Raw genomic sequence first — 14,239 nt, 5'->3', positions numbered from 1 at the left:
TTTTAGGCCGGCCGGCCTAAAATCTGAATCCTGTTCGCAATTAAATAGTTAGAGCATGATGTCGTCCGAAAACCGCTCACATTTTTCGGCATCATGCTCTAAAACGTTCCTCAAGAGGATTCAAAAGGGATACCCATGCAAGGCCTGTTCAAGCGCGCGTCCGTCTCGCTCTTCGCTCTCATGCTCATTCTGCCGGCCGCGGCCGATGCGCAGACTGCAAAGACCGTCCCCGAGAGCCAGATGCAGATGCAGCTCTCCTTCGCGCCGCTCGTCAAACAAACGTCAGGCGCCGTCGTCAATGTCTATGCGGAAAAGATCGTCCAGCGGCAGTCGCCCTTTGCCGGCGATCCTTTCTTCGAGCAGTTTTTCGGCCAGCAGATGCCGAACCGTTCGGAAAAGCAGTCCTCGCTTGGTTCCGGCGTCATCGTTGAGGCGAACGGCACTGTCGTCACCAACAATCACGTCGTCGAAGGCGCCGACGACATCAAGATCGCGCTGTCGGATGGCCGCGAATTCCCTTGCAAGGTGGTGCTGCGCGACGACCGCGTCGATCTTGCCGTCCTGAAGATCGATACCAAGGAAAGCTTCCCGACATTGCCGATCGGCAATTCCGATTCGGTCGAGGTCGGCGATCTCGTGCTGGCGATCGGCAACCCCTTCGGCGTCGGCCAGACGGTGACGAGCGGTATCGTCTCGGCACTGGCCCGCAACCAGGTGGTCAGGAACGAGTTCGGCTTCTTCATCCAGACCGATGCCTCGATCAATCCCGGCAATTCCGGCGGCGCCTTGATGAACATGAAGGGCGAGCTGATCGGCATCAATACGGCGATCTTCTCCCGCGGCGGCGGCTCGAACGGTATCGGCTTCGCCATCCCCGCCAATCTCGTCAAGGTCTTCCTCGCCTCGGCCGATGCCGGCGTCAAATCCTTCGAGCGGCCCTATGTCGGCGCCAGTTTCGATGCCGTGACCTCTGAGGTGGCTGAAGCGCTCGGGCTGAACAAGGCGCGCGGCGCGCTCGTCGTCAAGGTCTCGGAAGGCGGGCCGGCGGCCAAGGCCGGGCTGAAGGCCGGGGAAATCGTCACCGCCGTCGACGGCATTTCTGTCGAACATCCCGATGCACTGCTCTACCGGCTGACGACGGCCGGTCTCGGCAAATCGGTCAAGCTCACCGTCGTCGGGAACGGCCGCGAGGAGCAATTGCCGCTGACGCTCGACCGCGCCCCGGAGACCTCGCCGCGCGACCAGCGCACGATCGGCGGCCACACGCCGTTTACCGGCGCCGTCGTCGAGAACCTGTCGCCGCGGGTTGCCGACGAGTTGCGCATGCCGCCGGAATCGGCAGGCGTCGTCGTCTCCGAGGTGAAAGAGGATTCGCCTGCCGCCCGTTTGGGCTTCGAGCCGAAGGATATCATCGTCTCGATCAACGGCACGGATGTGAAGTCGACCAGCGAACTGTCCGAGATCGCCGATAGCGACCCCGGCCTCTGGCGAGTGGAAATCGAGCGCGACGGCCAGCGCATCCGGCAGTTTTTCCGATGAGCAACGATCTCTTCGCGCCGCGTGTTCCGGAGGAGGTCGCCGCCAGGCGGCCGCTTGCCGACCGGCTGCGGCCGAAGACGCTTGCCGATGTCACCGGTCAGGAACACCTGACCGGTGAGAATGGCGTGCTGAAAAGGATGATCGAAAGCGGCTCGCTCGGCTCGATGATCTTTTGGGGGCCGCCAGGCACCGGCAAGACGACGGTGGCGCGGCTGCTTTCGGGCGAGGCCGGGCTGGCCTTCGAGCAGATATCGGCGATCTTTTCCGGCGTCGCCGATCTGAAGAAGGTGTTCGAGACAGCCCGCCTGCGGCGCATGGACGGCCGTCAGACGCTGCTCTTCGTCGATGAGATCCATCGTTTCAATCGTGCCCAGCAGGACAGTTTCCTGCCGGTCATGGAGGACGGCACCGTCATCCTCGTCGGCGCCACCACCGAGAACCCGTCCTTCGAGCTCAACGCCGCTCTCTTGTCGCGGGCCCGTGTCCTCACCTTCAAGTCGCATGACGAGGAGAGCCTGGAGGAACTGCTGAAGCGCGCCGAGGCGATCGAGCAGAAGCCGCTGCCGCTGACCGAGGAGGCGCGCGCCAGCCTGATCCGCATGGCCGACGGTGATGGCCGGGCGGTGCTGACGCTCGCCGAAGAGGTCTGGCGCGCCGCGCGCGAGGGCGAGAGCTTCGATACCGAGGGCCTGACGCGCATCGTCCAGCGCCGTGCCCCAGTCTACGACAAGGCGCAGGACGGGCACTACAATCTGATCTCGGCGCTGCATAAATCCGTGCGCGGCTCGGATCCCGATGCCGCGCTCTATTATCTCGCCCGCATGTTCGATGCCGGCGAAGACCCGCTCTATCTCGGCCGGCGGCTGGTGCGCATGGCGGTGGAGGATATCGGTCTTGCCGATCCGCAGGCGCTGGTGATCTGCAATGCCGCCAAGGATGCCTACGATTATCTCGGCTCGCCGGAAGGCGAACTGGCGCTGGCGCAAGCCTGCATCTATCTCGCCACCGCGCCGAAGTCGAATGCCGTCTACACCGCCTTCAAGGCGGCCAGCCAGGCGGCAAAACAGAACGGTTCGCTGCTGCCGCCGAAACATATCCTCAATGCGCCGACCAAGCTGATGAAGGGCGAAGGTTACGGCGAGGGCTATCGTTACGATCACGACGAGCCGGATGCCTTTTCCGGCCAAGATTATTTCCCGGAGAAGATGGGCCGCCAGACCTTCTACGATCCGCCGGAGCGCGGTTTCGAGCGCGACATCCGCAAGCGGCTGGAATGGTGGGCGAAACTTCGCAAGGAGCGCAATCCGCGCTGACGGGTTTATGCCTGTTGGGTTGGCGAAGGGGCTCACCCGCCAAGAGCGATCGCTATTGCAACCAGAAGCAACCCGAGAGAAGTCATCGTCATCCCTGCGCGAAAAGGCCTGCCTCCCGAAAATCTCGCCCACGCATAGCCCGTCACAAACAGCAGCATGATGAGAAACACGTTGCTGACTCTCAGAGCTAGGTGCGCGCTGTCGATGAGAAGGAAAGGGGTCACTGCCGGAATGGAGGTGATCGAGACCAGAAAGAAGACCGCGATGGCGGCACAGAGATCACCTTTCGATAGGGACACCTTCACAGGATCGGCCCGAGATGCAAGCGTCAGGAGTGATCGATAGAGCGTGTCCGCGTCCCCGGCCTTTGCAGAAAACGGTGCTTCTTCGATCGGGAATTCTTTCGCGAGCATCTCAAGCGCCGTAGCTTCGCTTCTGGCGGCTTTAATTTGCCGAAAAAGGCGCAGCCGTCTGCTCTTGTAAAACGTCGTACCCAGAATGAACAACACGGCATCAATGATCCCCCAAGCGACGTTGCATCCGATTGTTGCGACGATCAACTCGTGGACATCTAACCCTTCATCCTCAAAAACGAGCCTTGAACCTACCGTAAATGTCAGCGCCATGATCAATCCGAAAAGGACTTCACCGAGCGCATCGCCGGGATCGATGATATTGGTGATACGACCGATCGGGCTCGAAGTCATGGACTGCCCCCAGGTGATGAAGATCATGGCCCGCTGTTCCTCACTCTCTAGCAGAGCATGAATGAGGAGCCGACTTGCAACTGGCGGCGCGGGGTAAGCCTCGCGACCACAGAACTGTGACCGACGTCGCGGTCTGATTCATTGATCGCAATCAACGATCGGCAGGATTGGGCGTCTCGTGATCACGGTTTTTCGACAGAGCAGCTTCAGCGCTTGCTTTTGCGCGTCCGAAAGATGCGTGGGTGCTGTAAAATTCAGGAGGGCCGCGGCATCTTCTGATTTGCGGGCGCCGCGATCACCTTGACGGCGGATTCCGCAAGCCCGTGATGGCCCTCCATGTCGACGACGACATGCCAGTGGCCGCTTTCCGGCACGGCGATCCTGATCGGCGATTTGCGCGCTACGCCGCCGATATATTTGAAATCGAGAACCTCGGTGAACCGCTGAAAATTCGGTGACGTCATCAGCCGGACATTGTTCACCGCATTCAACGACACCTCGATTATCGATCCGGCGCGTTGTTCCTTGAGATCGTAATGGGTGAAGCGGAAATTCGGTTTCGGCATCGGTCTCGCGGCGTCTGAAGTCTCTGCGCCAGGATTTTACCAGCATGCCGGTTAAGGAAAAGTTGGAATTGGCCTTTCAGCTCACGTCTTCGCGCTCCGCCTCAGAGCCAGCCGAAAATGACGTAGAGCTCGACACAGGCGAGCACCACGCCGAAGACGATGAACGCCTGGGCGGTGCGCCTCTCGCGCATCTGCCGGCTGCCGCGCGTGATCCTGTAGGGGCGAAGAGGCCGGAAACCGGAGGACATGAGATTTCGCATGGCTTTTTGACCTTTGCAGTGATGGCGAAAGGCTACTGCCGCTTGCGATAGGAAATCCATTCGGAGAGAGGGGCGAAAATATAGAAATGGCATAAAGGCCGATGGCAGAAAATTCGAAGCGCGGTGTCGGAAACGCATGATCGCCGCCGTTCTTGCGATATCGAAGCAAACATGGGAGCAAGGACATGTCGAAGATGACGCTGATTTCGATGATCGCAACGGCTGCCGCATTCCTGGCCGCACCCGATATGTCAGGTGCTGAAAGTGGAAGGCCTGTCATCGAGGACAATAAGGCCGTAGCGCCGATGGTCAGGAAGGGAAGCGTGCCGGTCAACGGCATCGATTATTACTACGAGATCCGCGGGGAGGGCGAACCGTTGCTGCTCCTTCACGGCGGCCTCGGGCAGATCGAGATGTTCGCGCCGGTCATGCCCATCTTCACCGACCACCGCCAGGTGATCGCCGTCGACCTGCAGGGCCATGGCCGCACGCCGCTCGGCAAACGGCCGATCGAGCTTCCGGCGATCGGCGCCGATCTCGCGATCCTGGTGAAGCAGCTCGGTTACGACAAACTCGACGTCTTCGGTTATTCCTTTGGCGGCGGGGTGGCGCTGAACATGGCGGCGAACGCGCCCGACCAGGTGCGCCGGCTGGTGATACTCTCTGCACCCTATGCGCAGAACGGCTTCTTCCCGGAGATGCTGCCGCAGCAGGCGGCCGTCGGCGCCGGCATGGCCGAGATGATGAAGGACACGCCGATGTTCCTCTCCTACAAGGCGGTGGCGCTTGACGTTTCCGAATTTCCGAAGCTGCTCGACGCCATGGGCGCGCTGATGCGTGAACCCGCCGACTACAGCGATGCGGTCGCGAAGCTCACCATGCCGGTCATGCTGATCTATGGCGATGCCGACATGATCCGCCCCGAGCATATGGTCGACTTCTATCACAAGCTCGGCGGCGGTCTGCGCGATGCGGGCTGGATGCGGGAAAACATGTCGAAGAACCGGCTGGCGATCCTGCCCGATCTCACCCATTACGAGACCTTCGCCTCTCCCCTCATGGCGAATATGGCAATGACCTTCCTCGATGGCGGCGGCAAGGCGCCGAATTGGGCCGAGCAGGTCGTAAAGTAAGTCAAGGCGGCCGGGTTTCTCCCGGCCTTTCTTTTTCTCCGCAGTCAGCGGCCGCGCTGGTTTTCCCGATCCAATTGCGTCACCAGCGCCAGGATCGTTTCCGAGACTGGGGTCGGAACGGCACTCAGGCGTCCGAGCGCCACCACCATGCCGACCAGCGGCGTGATTTCGAGCGCCTTGCCGCCGATCAGATCCTGCAGCATCGATGTGCGCACGGCGCCGATATGGCGCGATTGTTCGAGCCGCTGCTCGACGGTCATGCTGAAACGCGCGCCCAAGGCCTCGCCGACGGCGCGGACCTCGTTCATCACTTTACCGACTGTGGTCGAAAGTGCCGGATCCGCCATGATGTCGGTCATCAGCGCCCTGGTCAGCGCGCTGATCGGGTTGAAGGCGGTATTGCCCATCAACTTGCTCCAGATCTCGTCACGGATAACAGCCGTCGTCGTGATGTTGAGGCCGGCGTCGGTTAGCACCGCGGCGATCGCCTTGAGATCGGGCGACATCTCGCCTGAGGGCTCGCCGAGCACGAAGCGGCCGTTGTTGGCAAGCTGGATCTCGCCGGGATTGATGACCTCTGCCCCTTGATAAGCGACGCAGCCGATCACCCGTTCCGGCCCGATCAGTCGCCAAAGCCTGCCGCCGGGATCGAGCTCGTCGAACTGCAGCTCGGCATGCCGGCTCTGGATATCGCGGTGAAAATACCACCACGGAATGCCGTTGAGGATCATGACGACGCGGGTGCCTTCCTTGAGGAGGCCCGCAATACCTTCGGCAGCGGGTGCCAGCTGATGCCCCTTGAGGCCGGTGATGACGAGATCCTGCGGCGGTAATGTCCTGGGATCGTCGGTTGCGGTGAGGCGGACATTGAGCGGCCTTTCCGCACCGGCTTCGCGCAGGCTGAGACCATTGTCGCGGATGGCGTCGAGATGGGCTCCACGCACGACGACGGAGATGATGGCGTCGTTTCCAACGTGGCTTGCAAGCTTGACGGCGATAGCGCCGCCGAGCGCCCCGGCGCCATAGATGCAGATGGACTTGATGGACATGCTCGCCTCTTCATGGTGGTGATCGAACCTAGATCTAGGCCATTCCATACGTGAGGCGAACGCTAATTTGCCGCATGCTGCACTTTCCTGCACTCACGGCGCGCAGCCGCCGCATCCCGGAGATCCGGGAAGCAACGGCTGCCCCACCTTGGTCTTCAGGCCGAGCCCGTTGCCTCGTTTGGAAAATCCGTGGACAAAGCGAGCTGGCGCCAGGCGGCAAGTTCCTTTTCGACGCTGGCGTGTTGCTCCTCGATGACGGCCACCGTATCGCTGCCGAACGGCATGCGCAGCGGCGGATTGGGCGAATTGGCGAGCGTCATGATGCCGGCGGCAAGCTTGGCGGGATCGCCGGGCTGGGTATGGTTGGCATCAACAGCGAAACTGCGCATGTTGCCGGCCGGCGTGCCTTCGTAATCGGCGATGGAGGCAGGGCTGACCGCCAGCGACGTGTCGGCAAGGAAGTCGGTGCGGAAGAAGCCAGGCTCGACGATCGTCACTTTGATGCCGAAAGGTTCGAGTTCGGCGGCCATCGATTCGGACAAGCCTTCGACGGCGAACTTCGTCGAGCCGTAGACGCCCCAGCCGGGATAGCCGAAATAACCGCCAATTGAGGAAAAGTTCAGGATGTGGCCGGAGCGCTGGCGGCGCATATGGGGCAGCACTGCGCGCGTCACCTTCAGCAGACCGAAGACGTTGGTGGCATAGAGCCTCTCGATCTCTTCGGCCGTGGCTTCCTCGACAGCGCCAAGCAGGCCGTAGCCGGCATTGTTGGCGAGAATATCGATGCGGCCGAAGCGGGCGATGCCGGCAGCCGCAGCCTCTTTCGCCTGCGCCTCGTTGGTGACGTCGAGGGCGACGGCAAGCAGGTTCGGGTGGTCGCCCAACTGCTCGGTCACGGTCTTCGGGTTGCGGGCGGTGGCGATGACGGCATCGCCTGATGCGAGGGCTTCTTTGGTCATCAGCGCGCCGAAGCCGCGGGATGCACCAGTGATGAACCAGACTTTCATGACGAATTCCTTTCGAACTATTCGGTTGGCGGTGGCATCTCTGTGCCGACGAGGTGAATTTGACTGAAAATTCGTTGCTGTATAAGATTTGTTATTCTTGAAACTATGATGAGCTTATTTCAGCAATGCGCGCCACCGAACTGTCCGAACTCGCGGCTTTCGCCGCCGTCGCGCGGCACAAGAGCTTTCGCAAGGCAGGCGAGGAGCGGGGCGTCACTGCTTCCGCGGTCAGCCATGCCGTGCTCAATCTCGAAGACCGGATCGGCATCCGCCTGCTCAACCGCACGACGCGCAGCGTCTCGCTGACGGAGGCCGGCGAACTGTTGATCTCGCATCTTGACCCGGCCTTCGGCGAGATGGCGGCAGCGCTCGATGCGCTGAACCGCTACCGAGACACGCCCTTCGGCAAGGTGCGGATCAACGTGCCGAATTCGATCGGCCCCTTCGTCATCGGCCGCATCATCGGTCCGCTGTTGACAAAGAACCCCAATTTGCAGCTGGAGATCAACGCGACAGACAGGCTGGTCGATATCGTCGAGGAGGGGTTTGATGCCGGCATCCGCTTCGGCGAGCGCGTCACCGAGGGCATGATCGCGCTGCGCATCAAGCCGCGCATCCGCCTGGTCGTCGTCGGTTCGCCCGCCTATTTCGAGACCCGGCCGAAACCGGCGACACCGCATGAGCTCAAGCGCCATCTCTGCATCCAGAACATGTTTCCATCAGGTGCGCGCTATGCCTGGGAGTTCGAGAAGGATGGCCAGACCGTGAGCTTTCAGCCGACCGGGCCGCTGTCGCTCGACGATCACGAGCTGATGATGCAGGCAGCACTTAGCGGTGTTGGCCTTGCCTATATCTGGGAGCCGCGCGTGGAGAAGGCGGTCGCCGGCGGCGAACTGATCCAGGTGCTGGACGACTGGTGTCAGCCGGAGGAACCGCTCTATCTCTACTATCCGAGCCGCCGCCATATGTCGGCGGGTTTCAGGGCTGTTATCGACGCGATAAGAGCGGAGTAAAAAAGGTCGGGATTGGCATCCGTCACCCTTTTGACTCCCATGGGCGAACTGGCCAATGATGCTGCCGTGACCCGCATCATCGGGAGAGGTTGATGAACAATCGGATTTTGTCTGCCGGTAATCGAAGGCTCGCAAGGCGGCTCGGATGTCTGTTGCCTGCGCTTACTGCGATGGCGTTGCTGGCATCCGGCGTGTCTGCGCAGGACATTGGGCCGCAAAGCCAGGCCTCGCGTGAGCAGGTCGAAAAACTCGTCAGCCTTTGGAAGAAACACTTTGCCGGCGCCGACAGCCTGCAGCAGCGGCGGACGGCCTTCAGAACGCTGATGGAGACGACGCCGGGACCGACGCGCATCCAGGTCCGGCAGGTCGATGCCGACGGCGTCGATGCCGAACTGATGTGGCCCGCCCGACTTCATCACCCGATCGGCCAAAGGGTGATCCTCTATATCCATGGCGGCGGCTTTTCCAGCGGCTCCATCCGCACGCACAGCCTGATTGCCGGCTCGCTCGCCAAGGCCGCATCGAGCGACGTTCTTCTCGTCGATTATCGGCTGATGCCTGAATATGGCTATCCCGCGCAGATCAACGACGCGCTGACCGCCTATCGCTGGCTTCTCGACAACGGCTATCGGAGCGAGAACATCATCGTCGCCGGAGACGGCGCCGGCGGCAATATCGCGATCGAGACGGTGCTGCGGCAGATGCAGGTCGCAAAGCCGTTGCCGGCGGCTGTGATTGCGCTCAGCCCCATTACCGATCTTGCCGCGACGGGCGGATCGATGACATCGAATGCCGAAAGCGATCCGCTGGTCGGCAAGGACTGGATCGAGACCTTGCGCAAGACCTATCTCCGCACCCGGTCTCCGACCGATCCTCAGGCCTCGCCGCTCTATGCCGACATGACCGGCTTTCCGCCGCTGCTGCTGCAGGTCGGTTCCGGCGAAGTCCTGCTGGACGATACGCTGCGGCTCGCCGACAAGGCGCGCCAAGCGGGAGTGGACGTCACCACCGAGGTCTGGCCGGGAATGCCGCATCAATGGCAGCTGTTTCCCTCGCTGCTCGACGATGCCGACCGATCGAGCCAGAACATCGCCGAATTTGCGATCCGGCATTTTGCGGACAAACCACAGGAGTAGGGCCGCAGGGGAACAGGGAGCCGCAGGAGCAGGCGCCCTCGGTCATCGCATCATTGCGATGTGCCACGAGACGGTGAGGGCGCCAGAGGCCGCTCCACCTCCCGGCCGACGCTGAGTGTCTTTCGCACATTCGGCTCCAGCCGCTCGATATAGGCGTGGTCGGGTGCAGCGCCCAGCGCATCCAGCATTTTCGAGAAGAAACACCGGGCCGCGGCCGCAGCCGTGACGTCGAAGACATCGGCATCGCTCAGTCCGTGTTTTTTCAGCCCGTCTATATCCTGCTGGGTGACCGACGTCGCATCGCGCGCCACTTTGGCGGCAAAGGCCATGATCGCGCGTTCGCCGGCATCGATCGGCGCCTTCTCCGTCTCGTTGACAACTGCCGTGAGCCCGTCGCTGGTGAAACCCTCGCGCAGCAGCACCGAGCCGTGCGCCAGCATGCAATAGGAGGATTTCAGCTCCTTGGCTGCCGCCAGCGTCACCAGTTCATAGCGCCTGAGGCTCATATGGCTGCGAATGCTCGAAAGCAGCGCCGCCCAGCTCTCCATCACCTCCGGCCGGTGGCCGAAGGCCCGGTACATGTTCGGCAGATATCCATAATTCGCCTCGGCCGACGCATACATCGACGTCGTCTTCTCGCTGGCGGATGCATTGGGGGTGTGAATGAAAGCCATGGCGTGATCCTCCTCTATTGCGAGAAGGATAGGGTAGATATGGCGGACAGCAATCCTGAAACGTCAGGCCGCGTCATTGGTCGCGGAAGCGTTACCGCTTCTCTTGATGGGAAGGGTTACGGTGAATGTCGACCCGCATCCTTTTGCGCTTCGAACCTCTATCGAGCCGTTATGCAGCTCGACGATCTGCTTCACCAGATTGAGGCCGATACCCGTTCCGGCAATCCCGATCGACGTCCGGGCACGAAAATAGCGCTGGAACAGCCGGGGCACGTCTTCCGGATCGATCCCCACACCGTCATCGCTGACCGAAACTTTGACGTTTCCTGTCTCTGCCCATGCCGTGACGCGAATTTCGGAGGTTCCAGGCGCGTATTTGACGGCATTGGAAAGCAGGTTGGTAAAGACCTGTGCCAAAGTGCGGGGATCGCCATCGATGAACTCGGGAAGCCCATCTATGTCCAAAACAAAGCTGTGCGTCTTTGCGATCGTCGACTGCCGCTCGCAGCAGGTTCTTATCAATGATCTTAATGCGCAAGCGGTGTAGCTGATATCGATCTTGCCGGTATCGAGGCGTCCGGCCGACAGGATGCTCTCCATGAGATCGACAATCCGGTTCACCGATGCGCGGATCTGATCGACCTTGTCGCTGAGAAATTCGGGTTCGACCGCCCCTCGTTTACGCAGCAGCCGCTGGGCAGCGGCGTCGATGATGGCAAGCGGGGTCCTGAATTCATGCGATGCCATCGCCACGAACTGCCGCTGCAATTCGTTGATGTTCCGCTCCTGCGTGAGCATGCGTTCTAGTTCCCGCGCTTGCCGCTCGACTTCCGCCGTACGACTCTTCACCGTCGCTTCGAGCTGATCGTGATGCCGGCGCAGCTCTTCGGCAAGGCGCACGGTCTTGGTGACGTCTTCATGGGTGGCGACGTATCCACCGTTTTGCATCGGATTGTGGGTGATCTTGATAACCCGCCCATCGGTGAGCACGATGTTCTGGCTGGCTACCGCACCGCGGGCCGTCGCTTCGAAAACGACATCAAAATAGGTCGCGGTATCGGCCGGGCCATTTCCCTCCCGGCTGCGATAGGCCAGGATATCCACGAGTGGCGTCCCCGGTTGCGTCAGCAGGTCCGGCAGATTGTACATCCGCGCGTAGGAGGGGTTGCACAATATCAGGTTCTTGACGGAATCGAACATGCACAGCCCATGCGGCATGTTGCTGAGGGCTGCGTCGAACCGGCGATGTTGTTCGGCCAGGCTGTCTTCGACGCGAATGAGCGTCGAGATGTCTTCATAGCTGAGGATCCAGCCTCCATCCTTCGATGGCGCGCAGGTCAATGAGATCATCCGTCCGTCGGAAAGTACGAACTGAGACGTATGCGGTTTGCCGATCGCCGATCGCCGGGATGCCACCGCACGGCAGTCGGCGCCCAACAATCCGTCGATAGCCATTCCCTTGCGGATGGCGCCTTCCGGAAGGCCGAGAATATCAAGCGTGCGGGAATTGAACGCCGTTACCGCACTGGCAGGATCGAGCAGGACAATGCCCTGAGGCAGGCTCTCCAGAATGGATTCAAACGAGTGTGGCATCATCCGGTCCTGCTTCAGATCTGGTGCGTTGCACGTCTGCGTAGCATTGGTCAGAAACGATAAAGTTTCGCTAATGTCTGTCGGTGGGAACTGCTCGACGGAAAGCTGGGGGAATACGGCTCTCCGGCATTCTTCTATCTTTCTCAGATAGGCGAACCAGCGTTCAGGGGGAAGTTGCTTTGCGTCTGCCTGCAGGCCGCGGCGAACCGTAGGTCGACTTCAGGTGGAACGCCAGGCTGAGCAACAGATAGTCATCCTTGTTGTCGATGTCCTTGCCCATCAACAACTGCGCCCGCTGCAGCCTTTGATAGAGGGTGTTGGTGTGTATGCCGAGGCAGGCCGCTGCCTTGGACGCTGATTTTCCGCTCTCGATGTAGGTTTCCAGGGTCCTGAGAAGGGCGTCGCCGTTTGCTTCCTTCTCGAAGGGAGCGAGTATCTGATCGGCGAATTCGAGGATATCAGCCGCGGATTGTTTGCGCAGCAGTCTGTCGATGCCGGTCTCGCTGTGCATGAGGATGCCCGCCCGATGCCGCATGCTCATGAGATGCGCGGCCTCGACAGCCTGTGCGGCGCCTTCCGGATAAGGATGGGGTGCGCTTTGAATGAGGCTCGCCCCGCAGCACCATCCCTCAGCTACCGCCTGATCTCCGATGGATGCCAGATTCGTCCGCAGGGCCTCCTCGGTGGCAGCGCAAAACAGCAGGAAGACGCCTTCATCGGTATAGAATGACAGCTGGTTGCGGATCGTCGCCGCCTTCAACGCCTGCTGCAGCGTTCTCTGCAGGAACAGGCTCTGGTTCTGGGCGCTCCCTTGCTCATGCCTGATAAAGATGATCTGGCAGTACTTCCTGATCTGGAAGCCGAACCGGACGGCGCCACCCGATGTGGCCTGATCATCCTTTCCTAAAACCTCGAAGTGCTTCCGTTTCCTGCTGTTGAGGATATCGTCGTGTGAGGCGCTGCGGACAATTTCGAGCGCGACGAAAGCGGAAACCACGCCGAGGATCGCCGCGCAATAGCCTGCATTGTCGCCGCGCTCGGAACGAAAGGTTCCGACGACGTCGTCGGCGACACGGACGGGATGCACGAATATGCTTTCTCGCTGGCGCAGGCCACCGTCGAGGAGTGCGGCCGGCACGTCCTTCGTCGTCTTCGGCTCCTTCCATCCCTTGGAGCCGAACGTCGTTCCAAAAATATCGGCATAGTGGAAATCGATGCCGTAATGGGTCGCGATCTCGTCCAGATGTTCGCCGAGCGGCCGGTGGTGCGTGAAGATGGACAGGATGTCGTCATGGGCCGAGAGCGAGCGCGCCAGCTCTGCGTTGCGCCTTTCGATCTCCAGCCGCATCCGGTTGATGCTTTCATTCGACCGAACGGCCTGCTCGTAGGCCTGCGACTTCTTGTAGGCGATGGCAAGCTGCGTCGCCACGGCCGCAAGCAGGCCTGCGCTGAATGCGCCATAGGCGGAGCCCTGCCGAAACGACATGACGGTCAGCGTTCCCAGCGTCGTCGTGTCGGTCCTGATGGGAACGCAGATGAGGCTGTGAGAGAGACGCTGTTCGGATAGGAAGCGAACGTTTGGCGCACGCAGATTCGCATGGGCATCTCTGATATCGGCGGCCGAGTTCAGCAGGACGGGTGTTCCGGTCGAGAAGACGCTGCCGGAGATCGATTCCTGAGGCGTGATGCGATAATTGTAATAATCGTCGTCGAAGCCGACTTGTGACACCGGAATGAGGAGACCTGAGGCCTCGTCGTAAAGTCTCAGGACGCCCGCGTCGCTCTCGGCTATCACGCTCAGCGTCTGCTCGAGCGCGTTTACGTTGATCTCGTTCGGATCGAGGGAGTCGAGGACATTGCGATTGATGGCGTTCATGGCCTGGACGGCGCGGTTCTGAAAGCGGATGACTGTGCTGAGTACGATCTCCTGCAGATGCGCAAGGGCGATTTCAGCGTGGGCACCGGGTATTCGCACCTCGCAGATGGCCCCGGCAAAATAGGAAATATCGGCGATCAATATGGCGTCGTCGCCGTCGCGGTGATGGCTGAATCCGATCGCAGGTTCCGGCGCGTCGGTCTCCGAAACCATGGGCCGGCCCGTAACCCGCCGCCAGCTGATGCGAGGTCGATCCGGCAGGCGCAAAAGCGAAGCCTCGATTTCGTCCATGATCGTCATGTTGGCAACCTTGTGTCTTTTCACATAAATAAACCGAGCGTGATGTGTGTTTCAACATCCAAAAGCGACTGCT

At 60.9% G+C, this 14,239-nt stretch carries 13 protein-coding genes; 5 read left to right on the top strand and 8 right to left on the bottom strand.

What is annotated here, in order from left to right; translation table 11 throughout:
- Positions 1-135 precede the first annotated feature (135 nt).
- On the top strand, positions 136-1,539 hold the full coding sequence (locus FHT69_RS09500; protein ID WP_183905271.1) for a DegQ family serine endoprotease: 1,404 nt from the start codon (positions 136-138) through the stop codon (positions 1,537-1,539).
- Positions 1,536-2,852, top strand: a complete 1,317-nt coding sequence (locus FHT69_RS09495) for a replication-associated recombination protein A (RefSeq protein WP_183905270.1) — start codon at positions 1,536-1,538, stop codon at positions 2,850-2,852. Before FHT69_RS09500 ends, FHT69_RS09495 begins: the two co-directional genes overlap by 4 nt.
- Before the next feature lie 32 nt (positions 2,853-2,884).
- Here FHT69_RS09495 and FHT69_RS09490 read toward each other — a convergent pair whose 3' ends face one another.
- The 3 genes from FHT69_RS09490 to FHT69_RS09480 all read right to left on the bottom strand — a co-directional run bounded on the left by FHT69_RS09490 (position 2,885) and on the right by FHT69_RS09480 (position 4,385).
- Positions 2,885-3,559: a VIT1/CCC1 transporter family protein gene (locus FHT69_RS09490; RefSeq protein WP_183905387.1), complete on the bottom strand. Its 675-nt coding sequence runs from the start codon at positions 3,557-3,559 to the stop codon at positions 2,885-2,887.
- A gap of 254 nt (positions 3,560-3,813) precedes the next feature.
- The gene (locus FHT69_RS09485) at positions 3,814-4,125 is read right to left on the bottom strand and encodes a DUF1883 domain-containing protein (RefSeq protein WP_097545249.1); all 312 of its coding nucleotides are present in this window, start codon (positions 4,123-4,125) and stop codon (positions 3,814-3,816) included.
- 101 nt (positions 4,126-4,226) lie between these two features.
- On the bottom strand, positions 4,227-4,385 hold the full coding sequence (locus FHT69_RS09480) for a hypothetical protein (RefSeq protein WP_155295777.1): 159 nt from the start codon (positions 4,383-4,385) through the stop codon (positions 4,227-4,229).
- A gap of 185 nt (positions 4,386-4,570) precedes the next feature.
- On the opposite strand from FHT69_RS09480, the gene FHT69_RS09475 reads away from it, so the two are divergent.
- On the top strand, positions 4,571-5,518 hold the full coding sequence (locus FHT69_RS09475; RefSeq protein ID WP_047619879.1) for an alpha/beta fold hydrolase: 948 nt from the start codon (positions 4,571-4,573) through the stop codon (positions 5,516-5,518).
- 44 nt (positions 5,519-5,562) lie between these two features.
- On the opposite strand, the gene FHT69_RS09470 is transcribed toward FHT69_RS09475, so the two are convergent.
- Positions 5,563-6,567, bottom strand: a complete 1,005-nt coding sequence (locus FHT69_RS09470; RefSeq protein WP_063473385.1) for a ketopantoate reductase family protein — start codon at positions 6,565-6,567, stop codon at positions 5,563-5,565.
- Between the two features lie 155 nt (positions 6,568-6,722).
- Positions 6,723-7,574 (bottom strand): oxidoreductase, encoded by an 852-nt coding sequence (locus FHT69_RS09465; protein ID WP_183905269.1) that lies wholly within the window; start codon positions 7,572-7,574, stop codon positions 6,723-6,725.
- A 125-nt stretch (positions 7,575-7,699) separates the two neighbouring features.
- Between FHT69_RS09465 and FHT69_RS09460 the strand changes: the two genes are divergently transcribed.
- Complete coding sequence (locus tag FHT69_RS09460) at positions 7,700-8,587, top strand: LysR family transcriptional regulator (RefSeq protein ID WP_047619884.1); 888 nt, start codon at positions 7,700-7,702, stop codon at positions 8,585-8,587.
- Positions 8,588-8,679: 92 nt separating this feature from the next.
- Positions 8,680-9,723 carry an alpha/beta hydrolase gene (locus FHT69_RS09455; RefSeq protein WP_047619886.1) on the top strand — a complete coding sequence of 348 codons (1,044 nt, stop codon included), beginning with the start codon at positions 8,680-8,682 and terminating at the stop codon, positions 9,721-9,723.
- 50 nt (positions 9,724-9,773) lie between these two features.
- Here FHT69_RS09455 and FHT69_RS09450 read toward each other — a convergent pair whose 3' ends face one another.
- The 3 genes from FHT69_RS09450 to FHT69_RS09440 all read right to left on the bottom strand — a co-directional run bounded on the left by FHT69_RS09450 (position 9,774) and on the right by FHT69_RS09440 (position 14,166).
- Positions 9,774-10,397: a carboxymuconolactone decarboxylase family protein gene (locus tag FHT69_RS09450; protein ID WP_047619888.1), complete on the bottom strand. Its 624-nt coding sequence runs from the start codon at positions 10,395-10,397 to the stop codon at positions 9,774-9,776.
- Positions 10,398-10,460: 63 nt separating this feature from the next.
- Entirely contained in the window at positions 10,461-11,993 is a 1,533-nt protein-coding gene (locus FHT69_RS09445; RefSeq protein WP_047619890.1) for a PAS-domain containing protein, read from the bottom strand.
- Between the two features lie 160 nt (positions 11,994-12,153).
- Positions 12,154-14,166, bottom strand: a complete 2,013-nt coding sequence (locus FHT69_RS09440; RefSeq protein WP_183905268.1) for a helix-turn-helix domain-containing protein — start codon at positions 14,164-14,166, stop codon at positions 12,154-12,156.
- Positions 14,167-14,239 lie beyond the last annotated feature (73 nt).

The sequence above is a fragment of the Rhizobium sp. BK008 genome (assembly GCF_014197345.1).
Taxonomy (GTDB): domain Bacteria; phylum Pseudomonadota; class Alphaproteobacteria; order Rhizobiales; family Rhizobiaceae; genus Rhizobium; species Rhizobium anhuiense.
Note: the sequence above shows the minus strand (reverse complement) of the source record. Positions and strands in the feature narration are given on the sequence as shown.

Bases quoted from the DNA above. Each gene is read 5' to 3' on its own strand.
- FHT69_RS09475 (WP_047619879.1), top strand. From the start codon at position 4,571: ATGTCGAAGATGACGCTGATTTCGATGATCGCAACGGCTGCCGCATTC.
- FHT69_RS09490 (WP_183905387.1), bottom strand. From the start codon at position 3,559: ATGACTTCGAGCCCGATCGGTCGTATCACCAATATCATCGATCCCGGC.
- FHT69_RS09470 (WP_063473385.1), bottom strand. From the start codon at position 6,567: ATGTCCATCAAGTCCATCTGCATCTATGGCGCCGGGGCGCTCGGCGGC.
- FHT69_RS09480 (WP_155295777.1), bottom strand. From the start codon at position 4,385: ATGCGAAATCTCATGTCCTCCGGTTTCCGGCCTCTTCGCCCCTACAGG.
- FHT69_RS09460 (WP_047619884.1), top strand. From the start codon at position 7,700: ATGCGCGCCACCGAACTGTCCGAACTCGCGGCTTTCGCCGCCGTCGCG.
- FHT69_RS09465 (WP_183905269.1), bottom strand. From the start codon at position 7,574: ATGAAAGTCTGGTTCATCACTGGTGCATCCCGCGGCTTCGGCGCGCTG.
- FHT69_RS09455 (WP_047619886.1), top strand. From the start codon at position 8,680: ATGAACAATCGGATTTTGTCTGCCGGTAATCGAAGGCTCGCAAGGCGG.
- FHT69_RS09495 (WP_183905270.1), top strand. From the start codon at position 1,536: ATGAGCAACGATCTCTTCGCGCCGCGTGTTCCGGAGGAGGTCGCCGCC.
- FHT69_RS09440 (WP_183905268.1), bottom strand. From the start codon at position 14,166: ATGACGATCATGGACGAAATCGAGGCTTCGCTTTTGCGCCTGCCGGAT.
- FHT69_RS09450 (WP_047619888.1), bottom strand. From the start codon at position 10,397: ATGGCTTTCATTCACACCCCCAATGCATCCGCCAGCGAGAAGACGACG.
- FHT69_RS09500 (WP_183905271.1), top strand. From the start codon at position 136: ATGCAAGGCCTGTTCAAGCGCGCGTCCGTCTCGCTCTTCGCTCTCATG.
- FHT69_RS09445 (WP_047619890.1), bottom strand. From the start codon at position 11,993: ATGATGCCACACTCGTTTGAATCCATTCTGGAGAGCCTGCCTCAGGGC.
- FHT69_RS09485 (WP_097545249.1), bottom strand. From the start codon at position 4,125: ATGCCGAAACCGAATTTCCGCTTCACCCATTACGATCTCAAGGAACAA.